This window comes from Lachnoclostridium edouardi (assembly GCF_900240245.1).
Lineage (GTDB): Bacteria > Bacillota > Clostridia > Lachnospirales > Lachnospiraceae > Lachnoclostridium_A > Lachnoclostridium_A edouardi.
The window spans coordinates 1,817,126-1,841,399 of the sequence record NZ_OESQ01000001.1; the positions used below are offsets into that span (position 1 = coordinate 1,817,126).

Annotated in this window: 25 protein-coding genes and 1 tRNA gene; 8 read left to right on the forward strand and 18 right to left on the reverse strand. The window is 37.6% G+C overall.

The annotated features are described in order from the left end of the window. The first annotated feature begins 58 nt into the window (after window positions 1–58). On the forward strand, window positions 59–265 hold the full coding sequence (locus C1A07_RS08545) for a helix-turn-helix domain-containing protein (RefSeq protein ID WP_278321079.1): 207 nt from the start codon (window positions 59–61) through the stop codon (window positions 263–265). A gap of 39 nt (window positions 266–304) precedes the next feature. On the opposite strand, the gene C1A07_RS08550 is transcribed toward C1A07_RS08545, so the two are convergent. Continuing rightward, window positions 305–913, reverse strand: coding sequence for a recombinase family protein (locus tag C1A07_RS08550; RefSeq protein ID WP_101876740.1), 609 nt, complete (start codon window positions 911–913; stop codon window positions 305–307). 191 nt (window positions 914–1,104) lie between these two features. Here C1A07_RS08550 and C1A07_RS08555 point away from each other — a divergent pair, with 191 nt between their 5' ends. The 5 genes from C1A07_RS08555 to C1A07_RS08575 all read left to right on the forward strand — a co-directional run bounded on the left by C1A07_RS08555 (window position 1,105) and on the right by C1A07_RS08575 (window position 6,048). Next, window positions 1,105–1,422, forward strand: a complete 318-nt coding sequence (locus C1A07_RS08555) for a hypothetical protein (protein ID WP_101876741.1) — start codon at window positions 1,105–1,107, stop codon at window positions 1,420–1,422. 201 nt (window positions 1,423–1,623) lie between these two features. Then, window positions 1,624–2,253 (forward strand): plasmid recombination protein, encoded by a 630-nt coding sequence (locus C1A07_RS08560; RefSeq protein WP_180952214.1) that lies wholly within the window; start codon window positions 1,624–1,626, stop codon window positions 2,251–2,253. Window positions 2,254–2,255: 2 nt separating this feature from the next. Further along, window positions 2,256–3,668 (forward strand): type IV secretory system conjugative DNA transfer family protein, encoded by a 1,413-nt coding sequence (locus C1A07_RS08565; protein ID WP_101876743.1) that lies wholly within the window; start codon window positions 2,256–2,258, stop codon window positions 3,666–3,668. 284 nt (window positions 3,669–3,952) lie between these two features. Next, window positions 3,953–4,801 carry a rolling circle replication-associated protein gene (locus C1A07_RS08570; protein ID WP_101876744.1) on the forward strand — a complete coding sequence of 283 codons (849 nt, stop codon included), beginning with the start codon at window positions 3,953–3,955 and terminating at the stop codon, window positions 4,799–4,801. After that, window positions 4,798–6,048 carry a tyrosine-type recombinase/integrase gene (locus tag C1A07_RS08575; RefSeq protein WP_101876745.1) on the forward strand — a complete coding sequence of 417 codons (1,251 nt, stop codon included), beginning with the start codon at window positions 4,798–4,800 and terminating at the stop codon, window positions 6,046–6,048. The genes C1A07_RS08570 and C1A07_RS08575 overlap by 4 nt, the downstream gene beginning before the upstream one ends. 17 nt (window positions 6,049–6,065) lie before the next feature. On the opposite strand, the gene C1A07_RS08580 is transcribed toward C1A07_RS08575, so the two are convergent. The 6 genes from C1A07_RS08580 to C1A07_RS08605 all read right to left on the reverse strand — a co-directional run bounded on the left by C1A07_RS08580 (window position 6,066) and on the right by C1A07_RS08605 (window position 11,483). Continuing rightward, window positions 6,066–6,137: transfer RNA gene (locus C1A07_RS08580), tRNA-Arg, on the reverse strand. A 535-nt stretch (window positions 6,138–6,672) separates the two neighbouring features. Next, window positions 6,673–7,551: a DUF3881 family protein gene (locus tag C1A07_RS08585; protein ID WP_101876746.1), complete on the reverse strand. Its 879-nt coding sequence runs from the start codon at window positions 7,549–7,551 to the stop codon at window positions 6,673–6,675. Window positions 7,552–7,692: 141 nt separating this feature from the next. Continuing rightward, window positions 7,693–9,027: an NADP-specific glutamate dehydrogenase gene (gene gdhA, locus C1A07_RS08590; RefSeq protein WP_101876747.1), complete on the reverse strand. Its 1,335-nt coding sequence runs from the start codon at window positions 9,025–9,027 to the stop codon at window positions 7,693–7,695. A gap of 163 nt (window positions 9,028–9,190) precedes the next feature. After that, window positions 9,191–9,709, reverse strand: a complete 519-nt coding sequence (locus tag C1A07_RS08595; RefSeq protein ID WP_101876748.1) for a DUF4446 family protein — start codon at window positions 9,707–9,709, stop codon at window positions 9,191–9,193. Between the two features lie 29 nt (window positions 9,710–9,738). Continuing rightward, complete coding sequence (locus C1A07_RS08600; protein WP_101876749.1) at window positions 9,739–10,713, reverse strand: ParB/RepB/Spo0J family partition protein; 975 nt, start codon at window positions 10,711–10,713, stop codon at window positions 9,739–9,741. Next, window positions 10,713–11,483, reverse strand: coding sequence for a ParA family protein (locus C1A07_RS08605; protein ID WP_101876750.1), 771 nt, complete (start codon window positions 11,481–11,483; stop codon window positions 10,713–10,715). Before C1A07_RS08605 ends, C1A07_RS08600 begins: the two co-directional genes overlap by 1 nt. A gap of 393 nt (window positions 11,484–11,876) precedes the next feature. On the opposite strand from C1A07_RS08605, the gene C1A07_RS08610 reads away from it, so the two are divergent. Further along, window positions 11,877–12,830 carry an alpha/beta fold hydrolase gene (locus tag C1A07_RS08610; protein WP_101876751.1) on the forward strand — a complete coding sequence of 318 codons (954 nt, stop codon included), beginning with the start codon at window positions 11,877–11,879 and terminating at the stop codon, window positions 12,828–12,830. Window positions 12,831–12,966: 136 nt separating this feature from the next. Here C1A07_RS08610 and rsmG read toward each other — a convergent pair whose 3' ends face one another. From rsmG to C1A07_RS08660, 10 genes are all read right to left on the reverse strand, one after another. After that, the gene (gene rsmG, locus C1A07_RS08615) at window positions 12,967–13,695 is read right to left on the reverse strand and encodes a 16S rRNA (guanine(527)-N(7))-methyltransferase RsmG (protein ID WP_101876752.1); all 729 of its coding nucleotides are present in this window, start codon (window positions 13,693–13,695) and stop codon (window positions 12,967–12,969) included. Between the two features lie 108 nt (window positions 13,696–13,803). Next, window positions 13,804–15,690, reverse strand: coding sequence for a tRNA uridine-5-carboxymethylaminomethyl(34) synthesis enzyme MnmG (gene mnmG / locus C1A07_RS08620; protein ID WP_101876753.1), 1,887 nt, complete (start codon window positions 15,688–15,690; stop codon window positions 13,804–13,806). A 51-nt stretch (window positions 15,691–15,741) separates the two neighbouring features. Next, window positions 15,742–17,115: a tRNA uridine-5-carboxymethylaminomethyl(34) synthesis GTPase MnmE gene (gene mnmE, locus C1A07_RS08625; protein ID WP_101876754.1), complete on the reverse strand. Its 1,374-nt coding sequence runs from the start codon at window positions 17,113–17,115 to the stop codon at window positions 15,742–15,744. 68 nt (window positions 17,116–17,183) lie between these two features. Continuing rightward, window positions 17,184–17,873 (reverse strand): RNA-binding cell elongation regulator Jag/EloR, encoded by a 690-nt coding sequence (gene jag, locus C1A07_RS08630; RefSeq protein ID WP_101876755.1) that lies wholly within the window; start codon window positions 17,871–17,873, stop codon window positions 17,184–17,186. 12 nt (window positions 17,874–17,885) lie between these two features. Beyond that, window positions 17,886–19,148: a YidC/Oxa1 family membrane protein insertase gene (locus tag C1A07_RS08635; RefSeq protein WP_330399469.1), complete on the reverse strand. Its 1,263-nt coding sequence runs from the start codon at window positions 19,146–19,148 to the stop codon at window positions 17,886–17,888. A 16-nt stretch (window positions 19,149–19,164) separates the two neighbouring features. Next, window positions 19,165–19,380, reverse strand: coding sequence for a membrane protein insertion efficiency factor YidD (gene yidD / locus C1A07_RS08640; RefSeq protein WP_101876756.1), 216 nt, complete (start codon window positions 19,378–19,380; stop codon window positions 19,165–19,167). Window positions 19,381–19,384: 4 nt separating this feature from the next. After that, the gene (rnpA, locus tag C1A07_RS08645) at window positions 19,385–19,729 is read right to left on the reverse strand and encodes a ribonuclease P protein component (RefSeq protein WP_101876757.1); all 345 of its coding nucleotides are present in this window, start codon (window positions 19,727–19,729) and stop codon (window positions 19,385–19,387) included. Between the two features lie 69 nt (window positions 19,730–19,798). After that, complete coding sequence (rpmH, locus tag C1A07_RS08650) at window positions 19,799–19,933, reverse strand: 50S ribosomal protein L34 (RefSeq protein ID WP_008397172.1); 135 nt, start codon at window positions 19,931–19,933, stop codon at window positions 19,799–19,801. 152 nt (window positions 19,934–20,085) lie between these two features. After that, entirely contained in the window at window positions 20,086–20,994 is a 909-nt protein-coding gene (locus C1A07_RS08655) for a phosphate ABC transporter substrate-binding protein (protein ID WP_101876758.1), read from the reverse strand. Window positions 20,995–21,014: 20 nt separating this feature from the next. Beyond that, entirely contained in the window at window positions 21,015–22,121 is a 1,107-nt protein-coding gene (locus C1A07_RS08660; RefSeq protein ID WP_101876759.1) for an alkaline phosphatase family protein, read from the reverse strand. A 118-nt stretch (window positions 22,122–22,239) separates the two neighbouring features. On the opposite strand from C1A07_RS08660, the gene C1A07_RS08665 reads away from it, so the two are divergent. Then, the gene (locus C1A07_RS08665) at window positions 22,240–23,148 is read left to right on the forward strand and encodes a LysR family transcriptional regulator (protein ID WP_101876760.1); all 909 of its coding nucleotides are present in this window, start codon (window positions 22,240–22,242) and stop codon (window positions 23,146–23,148) included. 26 nt (window positions 23,149–23,174) lie between these two features. Here C1A07_RS08665 and C1A07_RS08670 read toward each other — a convergent pair whose 3' ends face one another. Then, window positions 23,175–23,984 carry a class B sortase gene (locus C1A07_RS08670; protein ID WP_180952215.1) on the reverse strand — a complete coding sequence of 270 codons (810 nt, stop codon included), beginning with the start codon at window positions 23,982–23,984 and terminating at the stop codon, window positions 23,175–23,177. Between the last annotated feature and the right edge of the window lie 290 nt (window positions 23,985–24,274).

Below are 24,274 nucleotides of genomic sequence, written 5' to 3' on the forward strand. Positions count from 1 at the left end.
AATAATTGTACTACTATAATCTAAACATATCAAGAGAAAAGAGGAGGAATTTGCCACGATACGGTATGACAAACTATGGGAAACAATGGCTGAAAAGGGTATCACGCAGTACCAGCTTGTAAAACAGCATAATCTCAGCAAATCGCTCCTTCATCGTCTTAGAAAAAACGAAGGCGTGAACCTTAATACCATTAACACTTTATGTAATATCTTGGATTGTAAAATTGAAGATATAGCCACTTTCTATAAAGATAACGAAGAATAACAGTCGATGCTTCTGTGCAAGATCATCGACTGTTTTTAGTTACTGCATCTCTTTGGCGAAAGCATAAAAAGTTCCCTTCTTTAGTCCGGTTTCTCGCATAGCTTCTACTGCCGTAATCTCTCCAGTTTTCCACCTCTTATAAACACTTTCCCAATTATCCGGCTTTTCAATCTCCGGTCTGCCAAGTCGTTTTCCTTTCGCCTTTGCTGCTTCTATGCCCTGTCTCTGTCTTTCTCTCGTATTTCTCCGCTCTTTCTCTGCCACATAAGATAGTATCTGTAAAACCAAGTCCGCAATGAACCTCCGATCGAGGCTGCCGTTGCTTTCTGCCGTACTTAAAAGCGGCATATCCAGCACTTCTATATCCGCTCCGATTTCCTTTGTAATGTATTCCCACTGCTGCCGGACGGCTTCGTAATTTCGACCAAGTCGGTCTAATGACAGAATTACTAATATATCCCCCGCCCTCAGAACCGGTGCGGTCTGTTCTGTTCCCACTAAAGTGTTATACGCCCGCCGGTCAAAATCCTTCCCCGAAACCTTATCACAATAAATATACCGTTCTTCAACCCCCGCTTGCTTTAATGCAATCAGTTGCCTGTCTAAATTCTGTTCCTTGCTGCTTACTCTTGCGTACCCGTATTTCATAGTATTCCCTCCATAAAAACCTGTTTAATTTTTGTCTGTCCGAAAACTGAAACTACTGCTTTTTCAGACATAAAAATTATGGATTTCGATACTGTCCGATAAGGTACACTTTTCCAGACACCCACTTTTCTCGCTATCGGATAGCATCGGAGTTCATAATTGACATATAAAGCGAAAGGAGAATACAAACAATGAAAAAAGCACTAATAACTTACTTACTGGAGATTGCCAGCACCGCAGCAGCGGGCACAAGATTTCGGGCAGCATACCGCTGCAAACTTCCGATTTATGCCCTCGTTGCATTCGGCAATGCCACTCTTGACCTGTCAGCCGCAGAACACATGCATCTTCGCAATGCCCTTTCTGTCCTGGGTAAACTAACTGGCAAGACCTATCTGCATCTGACCTCGCCTCGTGCGATCTCAATGCAGATGCTGTGCGATTGGGATATGCTCTGTGACTCTACATATACATATCGGGCAGCAAGCGACATGCTCCGCATGGCGTAATTTTGCGGGCTTTAATGCCCGCCCTTTTGCCCGCGCAAAGCTGAATATCAGCCAATCACTAAACTCCCCTCAGCGCGGGCAGGGGAGTCCAGAGGGGCAGCCCCTCGGCAAGATAAGTGACGCACAAAGCGGCACGGTGGAAGATGCGCTGCATCTGCCATATCTTGTATGACAAAACAGAAAAGAAAGGAAAATACATTCATGGCAAGCGTACAGAAATTTGCCGCTCCGGCGGTAGTAAACATTCTGCGGCATAACAGCCGCACTATTAAAAACCCAGCCAATGCAGATATAGACTCTCTAAAAAGTGACCTTAATTATTCTCTCATTCCTGAGCGTGGAATATCTGATTATGAATATTTTTTAAAAAGGAAATCCGAATTGTATTGTTATAACAGAGCTGATGTAAAAGTCCTTGTCGGTTGGGTTGTAACCGCCCCGCAAGACATGAAAAAAGATAAGTTGAAAGACTTTTTTGAAGAAACACATAACTTCCTTGCAACAAGATACGGAAAAAAGAATGTCGTTCAATCTGTTGTCCATGCTGATGAAGCAGGACAACCCCACCTGCACTTTTGCTTTATTCCGGTTGTGCCGGACAAAAAGCATAGTGGGGAGAAAATTTGTGCTAATAAGGTGCTGACGCGCGCAGAGCTTCGCAATTTCCACCCTGCTTTACAAAAGCATTTAGATGATTGTGGGATTGATGCAAAAGTTCTGACTGGCGTTACTAAACAAAATGGAGGCAATCGAACAGTCAAAGAATTAAAACAAATGCGGGATTGGACAGTCAATGCAGAACATCAAATTGATTACGGCGGGCGGTGGTAAATATGGTAGACTTCTCTTTTTCAAAACTTCTTCAGCTACTTTGGAATGCATGGGAGAGTTTCCAAACGCCGGAAAAGCTCCTGATTGCTTCCGCTATTGTGATGATTTTAACTTTTACTCTGACCGATCTGCTTTCCCTGCTGATTTCCAAAAAGCAGAAACAACCTCTCGGAAGCCTAAAAAAAGGATCAAAAGAAAAAGCCAAAGGTATCTTATTTGGAAATTTGAGAAACAAAATAGTTTATAGTCCTACCGAATCAGAAGGACATATATGTGTGCTAGGTGGTAGCGGACTTGGAAAAACAAGCGCCTTGCTGATACCCACACTCCGGGCATGGACAGGCAATAGTTTTTGTATTGATATTTCCGGAGACATCTGCCGGAATGTAAATGCAAAAAACAAGCTAATATTTGAGCCAGCGAACTCTAATAGTACGCCCTATAATATTTTTGCTCCGATTGACAGCCTTACCGATACAAACGAGCAAAACGAAGCCTTGGCGCAGCTCGCTTTCTTGCTCATGCCGGAACAAATAAAATCTGATGCGGCTTCGGAATACTTCTTGCGGGAAGGACGCAAGATTTTGACTGCCTCACTAATCGCTTTCTATCATAAGCAAATGGATTTTACAGCGATATGCGAAAAAATCATTTCCTCGTCGTGGCAGCGGCTCTTTACTGATATAGATAATATGAAAAATAAAGATGCCATTATGTATATCAATAGCTTTCAAGGAAGTAATGAGAAAAATATTGGTGGCTGTAAGCAGGCTTGTGATGCTGCTATAACGCTTTTTGCTACTAATGCCGCAATAAAAAGGGTAGTCCGCAGACCACACACAGATGAAATCGCATATACACCTGCTGTCCTTGAAAATAGCAATGTTTTCATTGTAATTGAAGATGCGAAGCTGGAACTGTATGCACCTCTTTTGCATATACTCGCTGCTCAGACTTTGGAGTATCTTTCCTGCCGTCCGGTGGCAGAGCAAAGCAAAACGGTTTTGCTTGCTCTTGATGAGTTTGCATCATTGGGGCAACTGGATATAATCCCCTCATTACGAAAGCTACGAAAAAAGCATGTTCGTATCATGGTCTTAACTCAAAGTATGGCTGACCTCGACTTACAGTACGGACGAGAAGAACGCATGGCAATGCTGACAAACTTCAAATATATTACTGTGTTGGGTGCTAATGATAGCGACACTCAGGAATATCTCTCCCGACTTATCGGAAAGCATACCGTACAAAATAAGAGCATTGCCACAAGTCGAAAATCTGTCACACGAACTAAAAGTGATTCTAAGGACTATATCATAGAACCCTCCAAGTTAGGACATCTCGGAAACAAATTGCTTACTATTCATGACTGCGGACATATCTTTCTCAATAAAAACTTCTACTTTAAAAAATAAGTCTCTCAATACAACATAGCTGCTATTTCTTGATTGAGTATAGCAGCTACTTTTTATCCTTTTCCCTTCGTAAGAAAATTGTAAGAAAATCCCCCTAAACCTTGCGGATAAGAAAAAAACTGCTATTTCATAGTTATGTAAACCCATTTTCTTTCATTTTCTTTTCTAAATGGATATTTCGGGCACTTTTCCATCATTTCTGCCATATAACGCACAAAACCAATATTTCGTCAAAAATTTCCATACTTCTTTCGTCAAAAAATTCTGAAAGAGAGGTATGAAAAATGAACCCCCAAAGCGCCACTGATGTGTCCAAAACATCCACTTGTCAAGAAGAAAAGAAGAAAACTGTATACTTCACGCACTACAGCGATGGTTACACAGGTATTACCATTGCCCCAAATATCCGTGATGACAAAAGCGCACACCAATCACAATCATCTTCTGCTGCACTCCCTCGCTCAGATGAGGAACGCTTTAACGACTTAGTATATAAACGCCGAAAGCGCATAAAAGACCTCGGATTATCAAACAGATTTGAACTCTTCGGTATACTGACATGGCGCACTAAAAAAATGCGTTTCAATGTTACTGCACAAGACAAACAAGTGCGGCAGTTTTTTTCCAAGCTGCGCCGGAAATATCCGGACATCCGTTATATCGCTGTACGGCACAAAAATCCTGAAGGAACTGGCTATCATGTCCACATCCTGATTGGGGAGCTTCCACGCCGCTGCATTCGCATTCGCAAGGGAGTTTTTGACTCTAAGGGTAGACAAACATACTGTCTGTTAGGTTGGAGCCGGAATGGTTGGTCTTCCGTTGAATACATCGAAAATCCAGAATATGTTGTTAATTACATATCAAAATATTCCCGCCTTTCCTTGCTTCCACAAGGTGCCCGTTCACTCGTCACTTATTCTAAAAATTTAGAACGCCCAGGGCATGAACGAGAAGATTTAAGCGACAAAGAAATTGCGCGAATGAAACGCCGTACCCATAGAGACAAAATCTACGAAGCTGATTTTTTTGTAGGAAACGATGCAGAATATCGGCAGCAGATGCACTATGAGCTTGTCCGCGGTAATCACACCGCTCCCGAAGCAAAGCACAGAGGGGGTGGTTCTGTATGATTTTTGCAGAAAATGTAGAAACTACTTTCTCCCAGGACGATTTGATGTTAATATCAGAGTGGGCTGGAAATGCGGAAGTATTAGCTATCATGTTATCCGCTGCTAAAAAAGATTATGTAAAAAAAAGACACAATTATACAATTTCTCAAATCGCCAAAGGTGCTAAAATGGGAAAATGGAAGACTTATGTCGGGAAGCCACGAAAGGAGGTTGTACGGAATACCGAAGAAGAATTGATAGAAGCGCTTTTCCAGTATTATAGAAAGCAAGAAGATAAACCAAAAACATTCCGCGAAGCTACTGAGGCGTGGTTTGATTATAAGGTAAATAATCAAAATCGCTCTGTCAATTCCATCAATGCTTATCGCGATCGCCTAAAAAGATTTCTTCCGGAAGCCTTTTGGGAGCGGAAAGTGCAAGATGTTTCGGAAGATGAAATCGAGCAGCTCTTTGTAAAACAGACAAGGGAACTACACCCTCGCCCTGATGCACTCAGAAAATCTCTCCAGTATGTCCGCGCAGTTTTCAAATTTGCTGTGAAAAGGAAATGGTGCTTGTCTAATCCCACTCTGACCGTTGAACTGTCTGACCTTTATGCGTTTTGTAACCTTACTCAGAAAAGTAATGAAGAAAAAGCCTTTACAACAAAGGAAATCCAACTTCTGAAAGAAGATGCATTACAAAACAGAAACAATCCCCGCGCACTTATGTCGCTGCTTGCTGCTGAAACTGGCATGAGATGCGCCGAGCTTAGTGCATTGAGGTGGGAAGATATAAATGATGATTTTATTCACATTCACCGCCAACAAGTCATTGAACATAATGGGAAAGGCAACCGCAAAGTCTACGAAGTACAATATACGAAAGATGAGCGGCAACACCCGCATAACGGCAGATGGTTTCCTATTACTGATGAAATTGCAGAAATATTAGAACTGGCAAAAGCCTTAGATGGTAATTCCATTTATGTATTTCACAGCAATAATCAATGGATTAATAAGGACGGATATGCACAATATCTCAAAAAGCACTGCCGCAAATTGGGCATTTCAACAACCAACAATCACGCTTTTCGTATGGCACTTAATAGCCGCATGATTGATGAAGGATATGAACCGCGTACACGAGCACTGCTTTTAGGTCACAGCATTGAAACAAATGAACGACACTATTCATTCTCTGATAAGCGTACATTATCTACCATCAGAGAGCGCATGGTAAACAAAAAAGAAAGCCCGACAGCATAATACTGTCAGGCAAGTGCTGTTCCCGGCGGGGATCGAACCCACATTTGCAGCTTAGGAGGCTGCTGCTCTATCCATTGAACTACGAGAACATATATTTAATTATTCCATCAAAGGGCATCACTCAGCTTCTTTTTCCGCTCATGTGCTGCCCTATAATGAACAATCACTCACAATCACTCAACTCCAAGATTGAAAAGCCTTTATTTTAAGCGCTTTATAAGGTATGAACATTCGCTTAGGAGGCGAACGCTCTATCCTGCTGAGCTACAGAGACATCTATTCAATTAAAATTGGTAACGATCACTTTTCATCGTAAGGCGGCCGGTAGAGCATAACCTTAGGAGGCGAACCCTCTATCCTGCTGAGGTACATGGACGTATATAAAATTTTTAGTGTTGGGCGATTGCTCCAACAAGCCCTTAGGAGGCGAACCCTCTATCCTGCTGAGGTACATGGACGTATATGAAATTTTCAGTGTTGGGCGATTGCTCCAACAAGCCCTTAGGAGGCGGTCGCTCTATTCAACTGAGCTATAGCGACAGTTACAAAATCTATATTTAATTTTACTTGTTACCTTTTGCCTTTTACAGACACTATTTTATTATATCAGAAAAAAAGCATACGTCAAGATTGAAATTTCACTGTGCCCTGCATCCAAATTTGACCTTTAAAACGCCTTCCGATTTCAGGTTCTCCCAAAAGATCCTTTTTGGCAATTCCCACGTGAAATGTTAAATCACTGCATTCCAGGGTTAAATCATAAACTTCCTCCCCTGTCAGCTTATTTGCTCCCAGGTTTACATTGATAATATTGCCAATAACAGAATATTGATCACATTCCACACCGCAGGGCATAAAACATGTATCTACAATAGAATATAAATCCTCGTGCTTTACTCTTCTGGAAACTTGCGAGTATATATCAATATCCTCTATTGTTAATGTTTCCATAGCGTCCTCGTCGCCATTTTTAGCAGCCTCTATTAAACTACTTCTATCTTTGGAGGCAACTTTTGCCATTTCAATCTGTCTTGCCGTTTTTTTCATTGGAAATAGAATTTTTCCCTCTATAGAAAAACCTGCAAGATTTACGCCATCTACATTCATTGACTCTCCGTCCATTAACCGCTCTCTGCATTCAAACAGATTGCTGACATAAAAAATCAATGATATTCCCACTTTAAACTCATCTAATAGGCCGGCATACGTTTCTTTTTCTGTATGTCTTTGTATTGAACATTCTGCTTTTGAGGATTCATGTATACTATTCATATATGGATAATAATATTTCTTGCAAAATACGCCGTTTTTGTCCATCTCACCATGTATCACAATTCCCATATCTGGAAGAAGTTCTGCTTTAAGTTCACAAAAGTTAGTCTGATCGTCAATTTGAATTCTCTTTTTCTCACATGAATCTTTTATCAAATCTTCCAGCAAACGATCAATATCACTGTCTCTTTTGTATTTTGAAAGTCCTAAAGCCCTCAAAAATTTATGCATAAAAGTCTCCTTTTTATTTAAACCCAGACAAATATGAGGCGAAGAAGTTCTTCGCCTCATTTCTACAGACCATATTATATACTATTTCTTTTCATAATACCAGCCCTAAAAAAACTTTTCTATTTTATCTATTTGACATTTTTATACAATGCCCTGTCCGATCATAGCTTCTGCTACTTTCTCAAATCCTGCAATATTAGCGCCTGCTACATAATTTCCAGGAACTCCATAGCGCTGTGCAGCATCTGCTGCTTTAGCATAAATATTAACCATAATATCCTTTAATTTTGCATCTACTTCTTCAAATGTCCAGCTCATTCTCATGCTGTTCTGAGACTGCTCTAATGCGCTTGTAGCAACTCCGCCTGCATTTGCTGCCTTACCTGGCATAAATAAAATATTGTTTTCTACAAAATAATCTGTAGCTTCTCTTGTGGATGGCATATTAGCTCCCTCAGCAACTGCAATACATCCGTTTGCCTTCAGCATTTTTGCATCCTCTAAATTCAGCTCATTCTGTGTTGCACATGGAAGAGCAATATCACAAGGAATACTCCAAATACCTTTTCCCTCTGTATATACAGCTGTAGGAACTGCTTTTACATATTCGCTGATTCTTGCACGGCGAACTTCCTTTATATCTCTAATTACATCCAGTTTAATTCCTTCTTTGTCATAGATGTATCCGTTAGAATCACACATAGCAACTACTTTTGCACCTAACTGCTGTAACTTCTGAACTGCATAAATTGCTACATTTCCAGAACCGGAAACTAAAACTGTTTTGCCTTCAATCTGCTGATTGTGATGCTTTAACATCTCATCTAAAATATAAATTAAGCCGTAGCCAGTAGCCTCTGTACGTGCTAAGGATCCTCCAAAAGTCAATCCCTTTCCTGTGAGAACGCCTTCATAACGGCCTGTTATTCTTTTATACTGACCATACAGGAATCCAACTTCTCTTGCTCCAACTCCTATATCACCTGCAGGACAGTCAGTATCTGCTCCGATGTGACGATATAATTCTGTCATAAAGCTTTGACAGAACGCCATAACTTCCCTGTCAGATTTTCCCTTAGGATCAAAGTTAGATCCTCCCTTACCACCGCCAATAGGCAAACCTGTTAAGGAGTTTTTCAGTGTCTGCTCAAATCCCAGGAATTTTAAAATACTCTGGTTTACTGATGGATGAAGACGAAGACCTCCCTTATATGGTCCTATTGCACTATTAAACTGTACGCGGTATCCTTTATTCACCTGCACATTTCCATTGTCATCTACCCACGGAACACGAAAACTTACAACTCTCTCAGGCTCAACAAATCTTTCCAGCAAACCTGCTTTGCGGTATTTCTCCTCATTAGCATCAATCACTAATTTTAAAGAATCCAAAACTTCCTTTACCGCCTGGTGGAATTCAGCCTCATTAGGGTTCTGTGCAACAACTCTTTCATAGATTTCATCAACATATGACATAAGATTTTTCCTCCTTAATAAGCAAAAAAGGAGCATGACCCTCTTTTGTGGGTCGGCTCCTTTGCCTTAAATTATTCTGAATTTAATTATATTGGAATTTTATCAGCCCGTTACTTTCTTGTCAATAACCAATAGAATTGTTTTTATAAAAGTACAATTCATATTACATCACAGGCGGCTCTTTATATCCTAAGGCCTGCTCCAAGGCTTCTTTTTCCTCATTCCCAAGAAGTACATCTGTCTGTCCTCTGTCTACCTGTTTTAGATATAAATAACATCCTTCCCTGCTGTGAACTGAATTTAAGACAAATCCTGTATTCGTATAATCTAAAATTGCGCAGGCAAAACTTAATGTGCCTCCCATACCTTTAAAGGCATTATAATGAACAATACCGCATTTTTGAAAAGAAGCTCTCTGATTTCTATTCAAAGTTCTGATGGCATCTTTATTATTTCTATCTTCTGTTTTCAGCTTCTGAATTTCCGCAATCTGCTCTATAATAATATCTTCCAGAGTTTCTGCATCTTTACCTCTCATAAAGTAATCATATCTGCGGTATAATTTTTTCATATTAATAATACATACAATCACTGTAATCAATAATATTACTGTCAGTACCGCCAACCCTATGATCACATATGCAGGATCAATACCTAAATTATTCATGATGCTGCTTTCCATCTTCTATCCTCGCTTCCAATCATTAGTATTTACCGAATGGACTCAATTAATTCAACTATTCTCTCTAATTCTGAAGAAGAATAATATTCAATTTCCACTCTTCCCTTATTCTTATCTTTCCTGTTAATTACAACTTTCGTGCCCATAACAGTTTTCATTCTATCCTCTAAATTCTGAAAAATCACCTGCAGCTGCTCATCTTCTGCTGGCTTTTTTTCTTTATCCTTCTCAGGTTTTGTAAGCGCCTTCACCAGTTTTTCTACTTGGCGGACATTTAAACCCTCTACCACAATTTTTTCTGCAATTTGGTATTGTTTTTCCTGATCTTCGATTCCTAATAATGCCCTGGCATGTCCACTAGTAATTTGATTCTCTATTAACAGCTTTTGAACCCGTGTATCCAGCTTTAATAAACGAATGCTATTAGTGACAGTGCTTCTATTTTTTGAAACTCTTGCAGCAATCTCTTCTTGTTTCATGTGAAACTCTTGCATTAATTGCTGATATGCAAGAGCCTCTTCTATTGGATTTAAATCATCTCTTTGCACATTTTCGATCAAAGCAATTTCAGTTTTTTGCTGTTGGCTATATTCTCTAATTACAACAGGCACTTCTTTTAAGTTTGCTATTTTAGCCGCTCTCCAACGTCTCTCTCCTGCTATAATTTCATAGAAATCTCCTTGTTTTTGCACCAATAATGGCTGCAATATACCATATTGTTTAATAGAATCCGCCAATTCCTCTAATTTTTCTTCATTAAAATCTTTTCTTGGCTGATCTTTACGCGGCTCAATTTTAGATAACTTAACTAAAATTTCTTTTCCTTGATTTTCATCTTCATTTAAATTCTCTTTTTTATTACTGCTATTACTAGTCTTTTTCTGTTTATTTTCAGAGGCTTTATTATTTTCTCTATTGTCCTCTTCCGGTTTTTCTGTCTCTCTTAGAACTTCATCCCCAAATAAAGCCCCTAATCCTTTTCCTAATCCGGTTCTTTTTGCCATTATAATTCTTCTCCTCTGCTAATCACTTCTGCTGCCAACATACGATAACTTTCAGCCCCCGCTGATTTAGAATCATACACAGTAATAGGCATACCATGGCTTGGCGCCTCTGCTAATCTAACGTTTCTAGGTATAATCGTATTATAAATATTTTCGTTTAAAGCAGCTTTCACACTTTCCACTACCTGTAAAGAAAGATTTGTTCTGGCGTCATACATGGTAAAAACAACGCCCTCCATTTCTAAAGATGGATTCATCTTTTTCTTTACTAATTTTACTGTTTTCAAAACTTGATTTAATCCTTCCAGTGCATAGTACTCACACTGAATAGGAACTAATACTGTATCTGCTGCTGTCAGCGCATTAATTGTCAAAAGACTTAAAGATGGAGGACAATCTATTGTAATAAAATCATATTGATCCTTTACCTTTTCTAAATAATTCTTCAATAGCTTTTCCTTATTTCTGATTTCAAGTAATTCAATTTCAGCGCCAGCCAGATTTACATTAGAAGGTAACAAGTCAAGATTCTTTTGAATCTCCTTAACTAAGCAGTTTTCAATGTCACATTCCCCTACCAGCATCTCATATACTGTGTTTTGAATTTTCTCCTTCTCCAAGCCTAAGCCGCTTGTCTCATTTCCTTGTGGATCAAAATCCACAGCCAAAACTTTTTCCCCTGCCTCTGCCAATGTAGCGGATAAATTAATTGCTGTAGTTGTTTTTCCTACCCCACCTTTTTGGTTTGCAATCGCAATAATTCTTCCCATGACTTATTTCCTTTCTTTTATCAAAAATGAGTATAACACATTTTCATCATTTTTCATATGGAAAAAGAATAAAAAGTTTCACATGAAACATTAAATATCTGTAAACGGGGTGGTTTTTATCTTTCTTATTCTTTATAAAATAAGTATTACATATAGTTCCCACCCCACCAATCTGCTTTTTATGTATTACTCCAGTCACTAATGGTAAAAATATTTAATATAAATTTCGTTGTTTTGCGCTGCCTAATATATTATAATGGAATTCATAACAAATTATAAAGCTTAAATTTTAATGTCTTTAATGTCGCTTTTTAAAGATAGCAAATAGTTACTCAGAAAGACTTTTCTCATAACTATTTTGCTTTTAATTATAGAACTTATAGGAGGCAATTTATGAAAGCAAAAAGCAAGCTGTTTAGTTTATTATTATTATCTGCCGGAGCTACCGCTGCCACTGCTATTATTAATAAAACTATTAAAATGTCCGCCACTGCAAAACATTTATTAAATACAGACTCTCAATCACTTTGCTATAAGTGGAGATTGGGCAATATTTCATATACAAAATCTGGAACAGGAAAGCCACTTCTTCTTATTCACGATTTAAATTACTCCTCATCCAGCTGTGAATGGTCCGCAATGGTCAATAAATTAAAGGAAAAATATACTGTTTACACCATAGATTTATTAGGATGTGGACAATCAGAAAAACCGAATCTTACCTATACTAATTACTTATTTGTACAGTTAATTAATGATTTTATAAAATCAGAGATTGGACATAGAACTAATGTAATTGCAACAGGGGAATCTGCCTCCTTTATTACTATGGCCTGCAGCGCTGATCCTGAACTTTTTGATAAGCTTTTATTTATTAACCCAATAGATTTTTATGATTCCAGCCACATTCCAGGCAAATATTCTAAAATTTATAAGTTAATTTTAGATTTACCTGTATTTGGAACATTATTTTACAACATAGCCTGCAGCCACAGCATTATAACAGAAAGCTTCCAAAAATATTATTTCTATAATCCTTTTTCAGTTAAGCCACAATATATTGAAAAATATTATGAATCAGCTCACTTGGGGGATTGTCCAAAATCTATTTATTCCAGCATTCGCTGCAATTATTTAAAATGCAATATGATGAATGCCATAAAGAAAATAGATAATAGTATTTATATTTTAGGCGGCGGAGCAAAAGATAATATAAAGGAAGTCATAAATATATATAAACAATGTAATCCGGCTATTGAATCATCAATCATTCCCAAAACAAAACATCTTCCACAATTGGAGGACCCAGGAAAGGTTTTGGAGACTATTTTAATGTTTTTCTCCTAAATAATATATTTAATCAAAAAAGGCATTCTGTTATAAAAATATATCTGACCTTTTCATCAATAAAGGTTTTAGAATAGGTTCAGAATATTTATAGCAGAATGCCAACAACTAATCTCTTCTATTTTTATCTTTTATCCTATTTCAAAGGCTCTTTTGACGGCAGCCCTGCTTTTCTAGGATATCTTTTATTTAAATGATCTGTTTTTCTGATTTTAACCAGCGATCTCTCATCACAATTAGTTAATTGAAAGGAATCAATACATTCTATCTCTGCAGATAACTTTTTTATAGCCCCTTTTCCGTTTACCAACTCTTCCTCTAATTTTCCTGACTTATATGGAACAAATAGACCTCCCACTTTTACAAAGGGCAGACAATACTCTGATAAGGTAGACAAATTAGCCACAGCACGTGAAACACAGATATCATAAGCCTCTCTGTAATCCTTATTATTTCCAAAGTCCTCAGCTCTTCCATGAATTGTCTTTATGTAATCCAGATTTAAAAGCTCTGTAACTTGATTCAAAAATTTTATTCTTTTATTTAAGGAATCCAGTAATGTTATTTTCAATTGAGGAAACGCGATTTTTAAAGGAATTCCAGGAAATCCAGCCCCTGTTCCCACATCTATCATACAGTAATCTTTTTCATTTAAATCCTGAACAACACGAAGCAGGGAAAAACTGTCTGCAAAATGTTTTACAATCACATCCCCCATCTCTGTAATGGCAGTCAGATTCATAACCTTATTAGTTTCAATTAATATTTCATAATACTGATAAAACTGTTCCAATTGTTTTTCAGTTAAACGAACGCCCATTGATTCCGCTTCTTTTTCAAGTAAACAGATAAATTCCTCTTTCATTAATATCCTCCTTCCCGGCGATATATTTTCTTTTTATATCTTTCTTTTATACATTCTTTTTATATATTCTTTTTATTTTTTCCTTTTATGTCTTCCTATATCTTCCTTTTATTTTTTCTTGTGCCTTAATTGCTCTAAATAAACCAACAGCACAGAAATATCTGCCGGTGACACGCCGGAAATTCTGGAGGCCTGTCCAATATTCATAGGTTTATACAAATTCAGCTTTTGTACTGCTTCCCTTCTTAAACTTGGCACTGTGCTATAATCAAAATCTGCGTCCAACCGCTTACTTTCCAGCTTTTTAAACTGGGATACCTGCTGCATCTGTCTTTTAATATACCCTTCATATTTTATATTTATGTCAACTTGTTCTGCCACATCCTCCGGCAGCTGTGGCCGATTATCGTCAATTTCAGTTAACATAAAATAATTTAATTCAGGCCTTTTTACTAATTCTGCCAAGGTGCTGCCTGATTTTAACAAAGTACTATTATGGCTGCTTAAAAACTCCTGTACTCTTTCATTGGCTCCCACTGAAGTTTTTTCCAACCTTTCTACCTCACTTTCAATGGCTTTTTCCTTCCACAAAATTCTGTCATATTCTTCCTGGCTTATTAAGCCAATGTCATATCCTATTTTCCTCAAGCGCAGATCTGCATTATCCTGTCTTAAAAGAAGGCGGTATTCTGCTCTGGAAGTCATCATTCTATAAGGCTCATGGTTTTCCTTTGTAACAAGATCATCAATTAATACGCCAATATAAGCTTGAGACCTGTCTAAAACAACAGGCTCTTTCCCCTTTATTTTCATAGCCGCATTGACGCCTGCCATAAATCCCTGTACAGCTGCCTCCTCATAACCAGAGCTTCCGTTAAATTGTCCTCCGCTGAATAATCCCTCAATTTCCTTAAATTCCAATGTAGCGTTCAGCTGTCTGGAATTAATACAGTCATACTCAATGGCGTAAGCATTTCTGACTATTTTTACATTCTCTAAACCTGAAACCGTTCTGTACATAGCATACTGCACATCCTCTGGAAGAGAGCTGGACATTCCTCCTAAGTACATTTCATTTGTATAAAGTCCCTCTGGCTCTACAAATACTTGATGTCTCTCTTTATCTGGAAATTTCACCACCTTGTCCTCAATAGACGGACAATATCTGGGACCTGTCCCCTCAATAGCTCCTGAAAATAAAGGTGATCTATCCAAATTATCTCTGATAATCTGATGCGTATTTGTATTAGTGTAAGTCAGCCAGCAAGACACCTGTTCCTTTTGTACTGCGGCAGGATCTGTAGAAAAAGAAAATGGAACTACCTTTTTATCTCCAAACTGCTCCTCCATTTTAGAAAAATCAATACTTCTTTTGTCAACTCTGGCCGGAGTTCCCGTTTTAAAGCGGAACATTTCAACTCCGTGAGCCTTTAAAGAAGCTGTCAAATGATTTGCCGCCTGAAGACCGTTAGGCCCTGTTTCATTACTTACATCCCCATAAATACATCTGGCGTTTAAATAAGTTCCTGTGGCCAAAACTGCAGCTTTACAGTGATATACAGCCCCAGAAAAAGTTTTCACTCCTTTTAATTTTTTTCCGTCTGTAATAATCTCAGAAACTTCTGCCTGGCGAACTGTTAAATGATCTGTATTTTCTAATGTTCTCCTCATTTCCCTGCTGTAATCCTGTTTATCAGCCTGGGCTCTTAAAGAATGAACTGCTGGTCCCTTAGACTCATTTAGCATCTTGGACTGAATAAAAGTTTTATCAATATTTTTTCCCATTTCTCCGCCTAACGCGTCTAATTCCCTTACTAAATGTCCTTTAGAACTGCCTCCTATATTAGGATTGCATGGCATAAGGGCAATACTGTCTACACTAACTGTAAACATAATCGTTTCTAATCCCAGTCTGGCGCAGGCTAACGCTGCCTCACAGCCTGCATGGCCGGCTCCCACTACTACTACGTCATAATTTTCTTCTAAAATTGGCATCTTGTATCTCATCTCTCCTCAATTATGTGGACTTTTTCTGTCAAACCAGTTTTATTTTCCCATACAGAACTTACTGAAAATTTCATTTACCAAATCATCCTCAACTGCCTCTCCAATAATCGTTCCCAGCTCCTCATAAGCGTTCATCAGATCTATAGAATAAAAATCCTCAGGCATTTGATTTTCAATACTTTCCATTACCATTTCCATACTATTTAAAGCAGACTTTAAGGCAGTTTTATGACGCACATTGGTAATATAAACCTGGTCGTTAAAATTAATATCCCCATGATAAAACATAGACTTAATTTCCTGCTCCAGCAAATCTATTCCTATTCCCTCTTTTGCAGAAATAGGAATCACTTTTTCCCCTGTTTCTTCCTCCAGGCTTCCCTTTAAAACCACCTGCTCTAAATCCGTTTTATTTAAAATAACTACGCTTTTTTTATTCTTTATCATCTGAATAATTTCTTTGTCATTTTTATCTAAAGGCTTGGAGGAATCCACCACATAAATAATCAGATCAGCCTCCTCAGCTATATTTTTAGCTCTGTTTACGCCAATTTGCTCTACTATATCGTCTGTATCACGAATGCCGGCTGTATCTACAATATTTAAGTTAATTCCCTGCAGTCTAATATGCTCCTCCAAAATATCTCTGGTAGTTCCCTCTATGTCTGTTACAATCGCCCGCTCCTCCCCTAAAAGCAGATTCATAAGAGAAGATTTACCTGCGTTGGGCTTTCCTAAAATCACCGTTTTTACACCTTCTGTCATAACCTTGCCGTCATCAGCAGAGGAAATCAATTTTTCTGTTTCACTGATCATTGGCTGCAAAGCTGCTTTTAACTTATCTCCATATCCGTCTAAAGATATATGTTCAGGGTCATCTAAGGCAGATTCTATAAAAGCAATTTCATAGAGAATATTTTCCCTTAATTTCTTAATCTTATTGGAAACTGCTCCGCTTAACTGGCTTACAGAGCTTTTTAAGGCATATTGATTTTTAGCGTGAATAATATCAATTACCGCCTCCGCCTGAGATAAATCTAATCTGCCGTTTAAAAATGCTCTTTTTGTAAATTCTCCAGGCTCCGCCGGCCTGGCTCCATATTTAATTACTGTTTCCAGTATTTTTTTCATCATTAAAACACCGCCGTGACAGTCAATTTCCACTGTGTCCTCAGCTGTGTAGCTGTGAGGTCCTTTCATAAAAAGAGCCAGCACCTCATCTATTTTTTCTTCTCCATCATAAATAAATCCATAATGTAGGGTATGGGTCTGAATATTCTCTAATTTCTTTCCATTTTTCTTTCTGAAAATCTGATCTGCTATGGAAAATGCTTCCTCTCCGCTGATTCTGATAATTCCAATTCCTGAACTGCTCATGGCTGTAGCGATGGCCGCTATTGTTTCTGTCTTCATTTCCAGGCACCCCATATCTATTTAAGTTAAGCCAGGCATCCCTATTGGAATACCTGGCCCGATTATAATTACTGCTGATTTACTGCGCTGCTGCTGTTATTTCTGCTGTACCTGTCCCTTTTATAATTTTCTCTTTTTAATGAGATAATTACATGGCGGAAAGGCTCTTCTCCATCACTTCTTGTTGTAACGTATTTATCGTTCTGAAGGGCTGCGTGAATCAATCTTCTCTCATATGGATTCATAGGCTCCAGTGAAACAGGACGTTTTGTTCTCTTTACTTTATAAGCAATATTTTTTGCCAGAGTTTCCAGAGTTTCTTTTCTTCTCTCTCTGTAATTTTCTGTATCCAGCTTTACACGAATATGTCCTTCACTAGTTTTGTTCTTATTTACTACAAGACTTACCAGATACTGAAGAGAATCTAAAGTCTGTCCTCTCTTTCCAATGAGAATTCCCATATCCTCACCTTCCAGATTAACAGACATTTCCCTTTCTTCTTCATTGAGGGTAACTGCGATGGACACTGTCATATTCATAGTTCCAAAAATCTGGTTCAGGAACTCTACAGCAGTATCTTCCAGAGATTCTTTTTTCTTTGCACGAATTATCGCAGGCTTAGCACCGATTCCAAGAAATCCTGTGCTGCCCCGGTCTACTACTTCGTATTCTAACTTATCACTGGTTGTACTAAGCTCTATTAAAGCCTTTGTAATAGCTTCATCCACAGTTTTCGCTGATACGGTAATCATATCCATAACTCACCCCTCCTATTTATTATGTTTTTCATTATATTTCTTAACCATATTTGCCTTTGCAGCCAAACTTCCAGGCTTTGCATTATCATTATAATAAGCATTAGACTCTTTTACCTGAGCCTTTGATCTTTCAATTTTCTTACGAAGATCAGCTTCCTGCTTTTCTTCTTCTGCCTGCACCTGCTTTAAACTGGTTGTTGCGTTCTGAGAAATTTTAGAAGGAGGAAGTCCCTTTTTCGCACGTTTTGCATTGGCCTTTTCCACGTTCTTTTTAATCATCTCATCCATGTCGATCTTGCCCAGATAAGCATTAACAATCCACTGCTGAATTACCATAAATACACTTTGTGAAATCCAGTAAATACCAATACCAATAGGGAATGTAAAGCAGAAAAATACAGACATTAAAGGCATAGTAATGTTCATCTGCTTCATCACATTTGCCCCAGGCATATCGTCGCTTACCTTTGTCTGGCTTGTCATTAATTTTGTACTGTACCACTGTGTCAAACCGGCTAAAATAGGAATCAGCCAGGCAACGCTTGGAACAAATCCATTCCATGGACTTGCAGCTAAGTTTAAGCCCAAGAAAGTATTCATATCAATAATTTCCTGAGATGTAGTAGCAATTACATCAGCTGCACTTCCTGAAAACAACTGCTGGAACTTGTCCCACTGTTCAGGAGTAAACTTATACAGAATATCAATCATCTGATCTGTATTTGTAAGCTCTCCGCTTTTATTTGTCAAAGTAGTTAAAGCAATGTTGTGATCATTTGCAAACTGTGTTAAAGTGCTGATGGCATTTGTTCCGCCAATAGCATCTACTATAGTCTCAAAATACGCTTTTACAGAACTTACATATCCGGGAATGTTATAAATAACACGGTACAAAGCAAACAGAATCGGCATCTGGATTACTAACTGTAAACAGCCGCCTGTCATAGAAGTGCCGTATTTTTCATAAACTGCCTTTGTCTCAGCGTTCATTTTCATCATAGAAGTCTGGTCTGTTTTACCTTTATACTTCTTCTGAATCGCCATGATCTCAGGCTGCATAACAGCATTTAATTTAGAAAATTTCTGCTGTTTAATTGTCAAAGGGAACATCAGAACCTTAATAATTAAGGTAAATAAAATGATACACAGACCGATTTTCATTACTCCAAAACTTTGAGTAAAACGGAACAGTAAATCCATAATCCAACCTAAAATATCTGCTACCGGCCCAAATGAAAAAAAGTCATGCGCTTTTGTTGCTGCAAAAAACTCCAAATTGTTACCTCCTCACTTACGGAACTGGATCATAACCGCCTTCAGCCCAGGGATGACAACGAAGTATCCTCTTTACGGCCAACCATGTACCTTTCACCACACCGTACTTTTCCAGTGCCTCAATGGCGTATTGAGAACACGTAGGTGTGTAAATACAGTGAACGTATACCTTCATTGGGGATAAAAATTTTCTGTACCCCTTGATCATTAAAATCATAATTTTTTTAATCATAAGCTCACTTCGATTCTTTTTTAATGTTATGCAGTCCGCACAAGTGCAAAAATGCACTTTCCATAGTTTTGAAATATTCTTCCTTTGCCGCAGGTCTTACTACGACTACAATGTCTAATCCTGTATCTAATATGCTTTCATTTAAACGAAAAACTTCTCTTACTAATCTTGCCATCCTATGACGGACCACGCTGTTTCCCACTTTTTTACTGGCGGAAATACCGATTCTTGTCTGTTCATTTTCCGTCTTTTTTACATACATAATCAATAATTTGTTTGCATAAGATTTTCCTTCTCTGTACACTATCTGAAAATCTTTATTTTTTTTAATAGAATGAAATCGCTTCACGAATCAGCCTATCTCCTTTCTTTTTAATTAAGAAAAGAAAAGGCCACAATAAACTTGCGGCCTGATTCATTAAGCTGTTAATTTTGCTCTTCCTTTTGCTCTTCTTGCAGCCAGAACTTTTCTTCCGCCTGCACTGCTCATTCTTGCTCTAAAGCCATGAACTTTTGCTCTCTGTCTTTTCTTTGGCTGGAAAGTCATTTTCATAACACGAACACCTCCTCTTTATTTTCAGTTATCAAATTTTGCAATCAGATAAACATATTTAGACTATTATAATTAGACATCGCTTCCATTATAAAGAAAGTTGTGTTCTTAGTCAAGCAGAAATCTTTGATTTTCCTTGAATATTCTTAACTTTATTCTGCAGGAATAGGAGTTAAATTGGCATCCTCAATCAGTTTTTGTCCTTCTTCAGAATATACAAACTTAAAAAAGTCCTGAACTAATTCATTTTGCTCATCTATTGGCTTCATTGTAGCCATTACCATAGTTTTATTTAAAATATAACTGCCGTTTTGAACATTTTCCTTTGTAGGCTCTACGCCTTCCACAGATAATCCTACTACGCTGTCGTCTAAAAGAGCCAGAGAACAGTATCCAATAGCGCCTTCTGTCTCTCCCACCTTTGCCATTACAGCTCCTGAGCCGCTTAACTCATTTGCATATTTACACTGACCTACAATCTCCAGAATTTCCTCAAAAGGATCTCTTGTGCCGGAACCAGCCTCATGGCCTACTACAATAATAGGCATATCAGGTCCTCCAAGCTCCTTCCAATTTTTAATAGTTCCGCAGAAAATATCTCTCAGCTGACTGCTTGTCAGGTTTTCAACTCCTGTTACAGACAAATTTGCCACTACTGCAATCCCATCCTTTGCCACAATATTTTCTACAGCGCCCTGAGCCTTTTCCTCCTCAGTCAGGTTTCTGGATGATGTTCCAATATCTGTAGTTCCTGATAAAAGAGCCTCCATTCCTGCAGTTGATCCTACATATTCTGCTGTAACTGATACATCCTGATTTTCCTGCATATAAGCCTCTGAAAGCAGGGTACACATCTGCTCCATAGAAGTACTTCCAACCATTTGAATATTTCCGGAAAGCCCTGCTGTTTCCTGTGATGTTTCCTGCACACTTTCATTTACTGTTTCTTTTTCAGTCGTCTGTGGAGAGCTTTCCTCTGTTTTCTGTCCACAGCCGGCAGCTGTACATACAACTGCCATTCCTATAACAAGAGATACTAAACTTTTTTTAAGATTTCTCATAATTGTCTCCTATCTGTGCTTTACAAGTTCATTGCCAAGGCAGCAATATCTTTACTATAATTATAAGCTTCCTCTTCTTTTTCCGGGTGAATTGTAATAAGAGGTACATTTCTTTCATAAAGAGAGCCATGTGTTCTTACATCATTAGTTTCCAGACGTTCTCCCTCTACCTCCCCAAAAGCGCAGCTCTCTGCTGCAAATAAAACATAATCTCCAATTCTGTCAGCAGGAAGATGAAACTCTTTTGCCGCTTCCGTATTAGTCATAATTTTTTCAATTTCAGGCACACTTTTAGCCAGCTTTAAAAACTCTTCAGGATTCTGATTTTTGTCCAGAAATACATATATAATTCCACCCTCCTGATAAATATGATTTTCTACATATCTATCTTTTAAAGGAGGCAGACAGTACAAATTTAAATTTTTGTTGTCAGCCATATGCTGAAAATTAATCAATTTTGTTTTCTGGTTCATACCATGATCTGCAGTAATATAAATTCTTCTGTCTGGATCTGCCTTATTAATCTCATTAATAAAATAATTAATATAGCGAATCTGAGCCTTTGCCTCTGAAGTCTCAGGGCCAAAGTGATGGAATACAAAATCGTTTGTTGTACAATAAACAAAATCAGGATTTTCCTTTTTCACACAAGCCAAAGCTGCCTTCATAATCCACTCAGTGCTGGAGTGATCCTGAACCTTTGGAGGCATATCCAACCCCAGCTGATCTAAAATCGCCTTGTCCGGGGTCTGAACACTAATTCCTATATCCACGCCTTCCCCATAAACTCCTAAAACTTTTCCCTTTACAGTAAGAAATGCTGTTTTTTTACCTTCCTTTTTATATGCCTGAAGAATCGTTTCCGCTTTCATAAAGCCTTTTTCTTCAATAAAGCCTTCTTCCTTAGTTTCAGGATTATAAAAATAATTTCCCACCATTTTTGTATCCTCAGGAAATTTTCCTGATAAAATACATGCATGATTCACATTTGTTACAGAAGGAATTGCACTTTTTACTATTTTTGCAAAACCATACTCATCTGCCAGTTTATATATATCCGGCGCAGTTTCCCTTGTTAAATATTCCGGCGCGCAGCCATCAATTACTAAAATCATTGCTTTATCCATGTGGACAGCTCCTTTCTTTTTCCCATGACCTGATTCTAACATTAATTCTTAGTATTGAAAAATATGAATATAATATTATTATTATAAGTAAATACTTATAATGAATTGGAGATTAAATATGACAATCAGAAACCTAGAAATTTTTGCAGAAGTATGCCGCCATATGAATATGAGCAAAACAGCCCAAACTCTTCTGATTTCCCAGTCCTCTGTCAGCCAGGCTATTTCTTCCCTGGAAAAAGAATACAATGTACTGCTTTTTGAACGTTTAAATCACTCTTTATATTTAACAAAAGCAGGAAAAGACCTATTATTTCTCTCTCAGCAGGTTTTAAATACCATTGAACAGCTGGAATACCGTATGACAAATACCTCCCACCAAACTGCTTTAAATTTAGGAGTGTGCACTACTATTGGCAACAGCCTTATCCACCCATTATTAAGAACCTACAGGGAAACCTATGAAAATTCTAATATAATAGTAGAAATGAATAACAGCAAATCTCTTGAAAAAAAACTGCTTACTGCAAAACTGGACCTGGCTATTATGCAAAAAACAAAATATTCTCAGTACATTAAATACATTCCATTTTTAGAGGATGAGCTGGTTATTATCTGCTGGAGGGATCATCCTCTTGCCGGAAAAACAATTAATATCAGGGAATTAAAAAATGAAGCTTTTATAGCCAGAGAAAAGGGAAGCGGCACAGAAATTTTCTTAGAACAGATTTTTTCTGACCACAATATAGCTTTAAAGAAAAGCTGGATTTGTAATGGCATTCACTCAGTAATACAAGCAGTTTATCACAAAGAAGGTCTGGCTATTATATCCCGTTTTTTAGTAGAAAAATATATTTCACATCATAAGCTAGATAAAATTGAAATAGAAAATCAAAAATTTACACGTCAATTTGATTTAGCTTTTCATAAAGATAAAATCCAGGACATTCATTTCCGCCAATTTGTTGATTTATGTACTTCTTTTAATAAGGAAGAACTTATAAAATTAATTCAGGCAGAACTATAATAATTCCGCCTGAATTAATTTCATTACTATTTTTTATTTTTCTTCACTGCCCCCACGGCAAACCTTCCATTTTCCACGTGATAGCTGCAGGTAGACAAAATCAGAATTTGTTCCCCCTCCTTGGGCACCACATTTGTTTCGTATATAGACTTTTTCTTAAAGCTTTCTATATACCTATTTATTTCCTCCTGATTCTCCGATGCAGGTACATATTCATAATGAAATTCACTTTCCGGAGCGTCTAAATCTGCATAAAAAGCAGAAAATATTTCATATTCTCCCATTTCATACAGATTATCAAATAAAATAACAGGATGCTGCTGAAAAAATTCTTTCTTTTCATATTCCAGTAAATCTGCAAACATAGTGCCGTTTTTCATATGATGACCGTATATTACAAGTAATTTTCCGTCTAAAACATTGCAAAAGCTATCTAAAAACGGCAGGCCGCTGTATGCATATTCCTTATTAAAATTTTTATGTAAGTAAAATTGAGGATCATCTTTTGTCTGCATCACAGGATAATTAATTCTTGTGCCGTCAATGCTGATCCATCCTGCCAAGTCCTTATTTTTCTCATAAATTGACCTGTATTTTTCTTTTATTTCATTATTTTTTTCCTCAGAACTTAAATCTTTCTCAAAATCTGCTTTGTCTTCTGATTTATTCACCTCTTTAACTTCTGCCTCAGATACTAAAACAGCCAGCTCCTCCAGGCCTTTTTCCTCATTTTTCAGCTGACGCCAGGATTTAATAAATTTTACAGATGAATATATAAAAATAAAAAAAAGAACACATATAATCAAATAATAAAGTACCTTTTTTAAGTTTGCCATTTTTAATAAAATCCTCTCCTCTGTCATCTTAAATATCTTCTTAATTTTACTACATAAAATGCATTAAATAAACGCTGTTTTTTTACATTTCCACATAACCCACATGGTTTTCACATCTTGTCCACATGCATCAAACCCTGTTTTTTCCATTATTTCCACAGCATTATCCACATTTTGTGGATTTCTTGTGGATAACTTCATGTGGATAAAATATTATCATTGAAAAATAGGCCGCTTTAGTATAAAATAGTATTTAGATTGGGTGTTTTTGCGCTTTCACAAGGAATACA

Coding starts and splice junctions, on each gene's coding strand:
- C1A07_RS08550 (WP_101876740.1), bottom strand. CDS start 913: ATGAAATACGGGTACGCAAGAGTAAGCAGCAAGGAACAGAATTTAGAC.
- C1A07_RS08555 (WP_101876741.1), top strand. CDS start 1,105: ATGAAAAAAGCACTAATAACTTACTTACTGGAGATTGCCAGCACCGCA.
- C1A07_RS08560 (WP_180952214.1), top strand. CDS start 1,624: ATGGCAAGCGTACAGAAATTTGCCGCTCCGGCGGTAGTAAACATTCTG.
- C1A07_RS08565 (WP_101876743.1), top strand. CDS start 2,256: ATGGTAGACTTCTCTTTTTCAAAACTTCTTCAGCTACTTTGGAATGCA.
- C1A07_RS08570 (WP_101876744.1), top strand. CDS start 3,953: ATGAACCCCCAAAGCGCCACTGATGTGTCCAAAACATCCACTTGTCAA.
- C1A07_RS08575 (WP_101876745.1), top strand. CDS start 4,798: ATGATTTTTGCAGAAAATGTAGAAACTACTTTCTCCCAGGACGATTTG.
- C1A07_RS08585 (WP_101876746.1), bottom strand. CDS start 7,551: ATGCATAAATTTTTGAGGGCTTTAGGACTTTCAAAATACAAAAGAGAC.
- gdhA (WP_101876747.1), bottom strand. CDS start 9,027: ATGTCATATGTTGATGAAATCTATGAAAGAGTTGTTGCACAGAACCCT.
- C1A07_RS08595 (WP_101876748.1), bottom strand. CDS start 9,709: ATGGAAAGCAGCATCATGAATAATTTAGGTATTGATCCTGCATATGTG.
- C1A07_RS08600 (WP_101876749.1), bottom strand. CDS start 10,713: ATGGCAAAAAGAACCGGATTAGGAAAAGGATTAGGGGCTTTATTTGGG.
- C1A07_RS08605 (WP_101876750.1), bottom strand. CDS start 11,483: ATGGGAAGAATTATTGCGATTGCAAACCAAAAAGGTGGGGTAGGAAAA.
- C1A07_RS08610 (WP_101876751.1), top strand. CDS start 11,877: ATGAAAGCAAAAAGCAAGCTGTTTAGTTTATTATTATTATCTGCCGGA.
- rsmG (WP_101876752.1), bottom strand. CDS start 13,695: ATGAAAGAGGAATTTATCTGTTTACTTGAAAAAGAAGCGGAATCAATG.
- mnmG (WP_101876753.1), bottom strand. CDS start 15,690: ATGCCAATTTTAGAAGAAAATTATGACGTAGTAGTAGTGGGAGCCGGC.
- mnmE (WP_101876754.1), bottom strand. CDS start 17,115: ATGAAGACAGAAACAATAGCGGCCATCGCTACAGCCATGAGCAGTTCA.
- jag (WP_101876755.1), bottom strand. CDS start 17,873: ATGGATATGATTACCGTATCAGCGAAAACTGTGGATGAAGCTATTACA.
- yidD (WP_101876756.1), bottom strand. CDS start 19,380: ATGATTAAAAAAATTATGATTTTAATGATCAAGGGGTACAGAAAATTT.
- rpmH (WP_008397172.1), bottom strand. CDS start 19,933: ATGAAAATGACTTTCCAGCCAAAGAAAAGACAGAGAGCAAAAGTTCAT.
- C1A07_RS08655 (WP_101876758.1), bottom strand. CDS start 20,994: ATGAGAAATCTTAAAAAAAGTTTAGTATCTCTTGTTATAGGAATGGCA.
- C1A07_RS08660 (WP_101876759.1), bottom strand. CDS start 22,121: ATGGATAAAGCAATGATTTTAGTAATTGATGGCTGCGCGCCGGAATAT.
- C1A07_RS08665 (WP_101876760.1), top strand. CDS start 22,240: ATGACAATCAGAAACCTAGAAATTTTTGCAGAAGTATGCCGCCATATG.
- C1A07_RS08670 (WP_180952215.1), bottom strand. CDS start 23,984: ATGGCAAACTTAAAAAAGGTACTTTATTATTTGATTATATGTGTTCTT.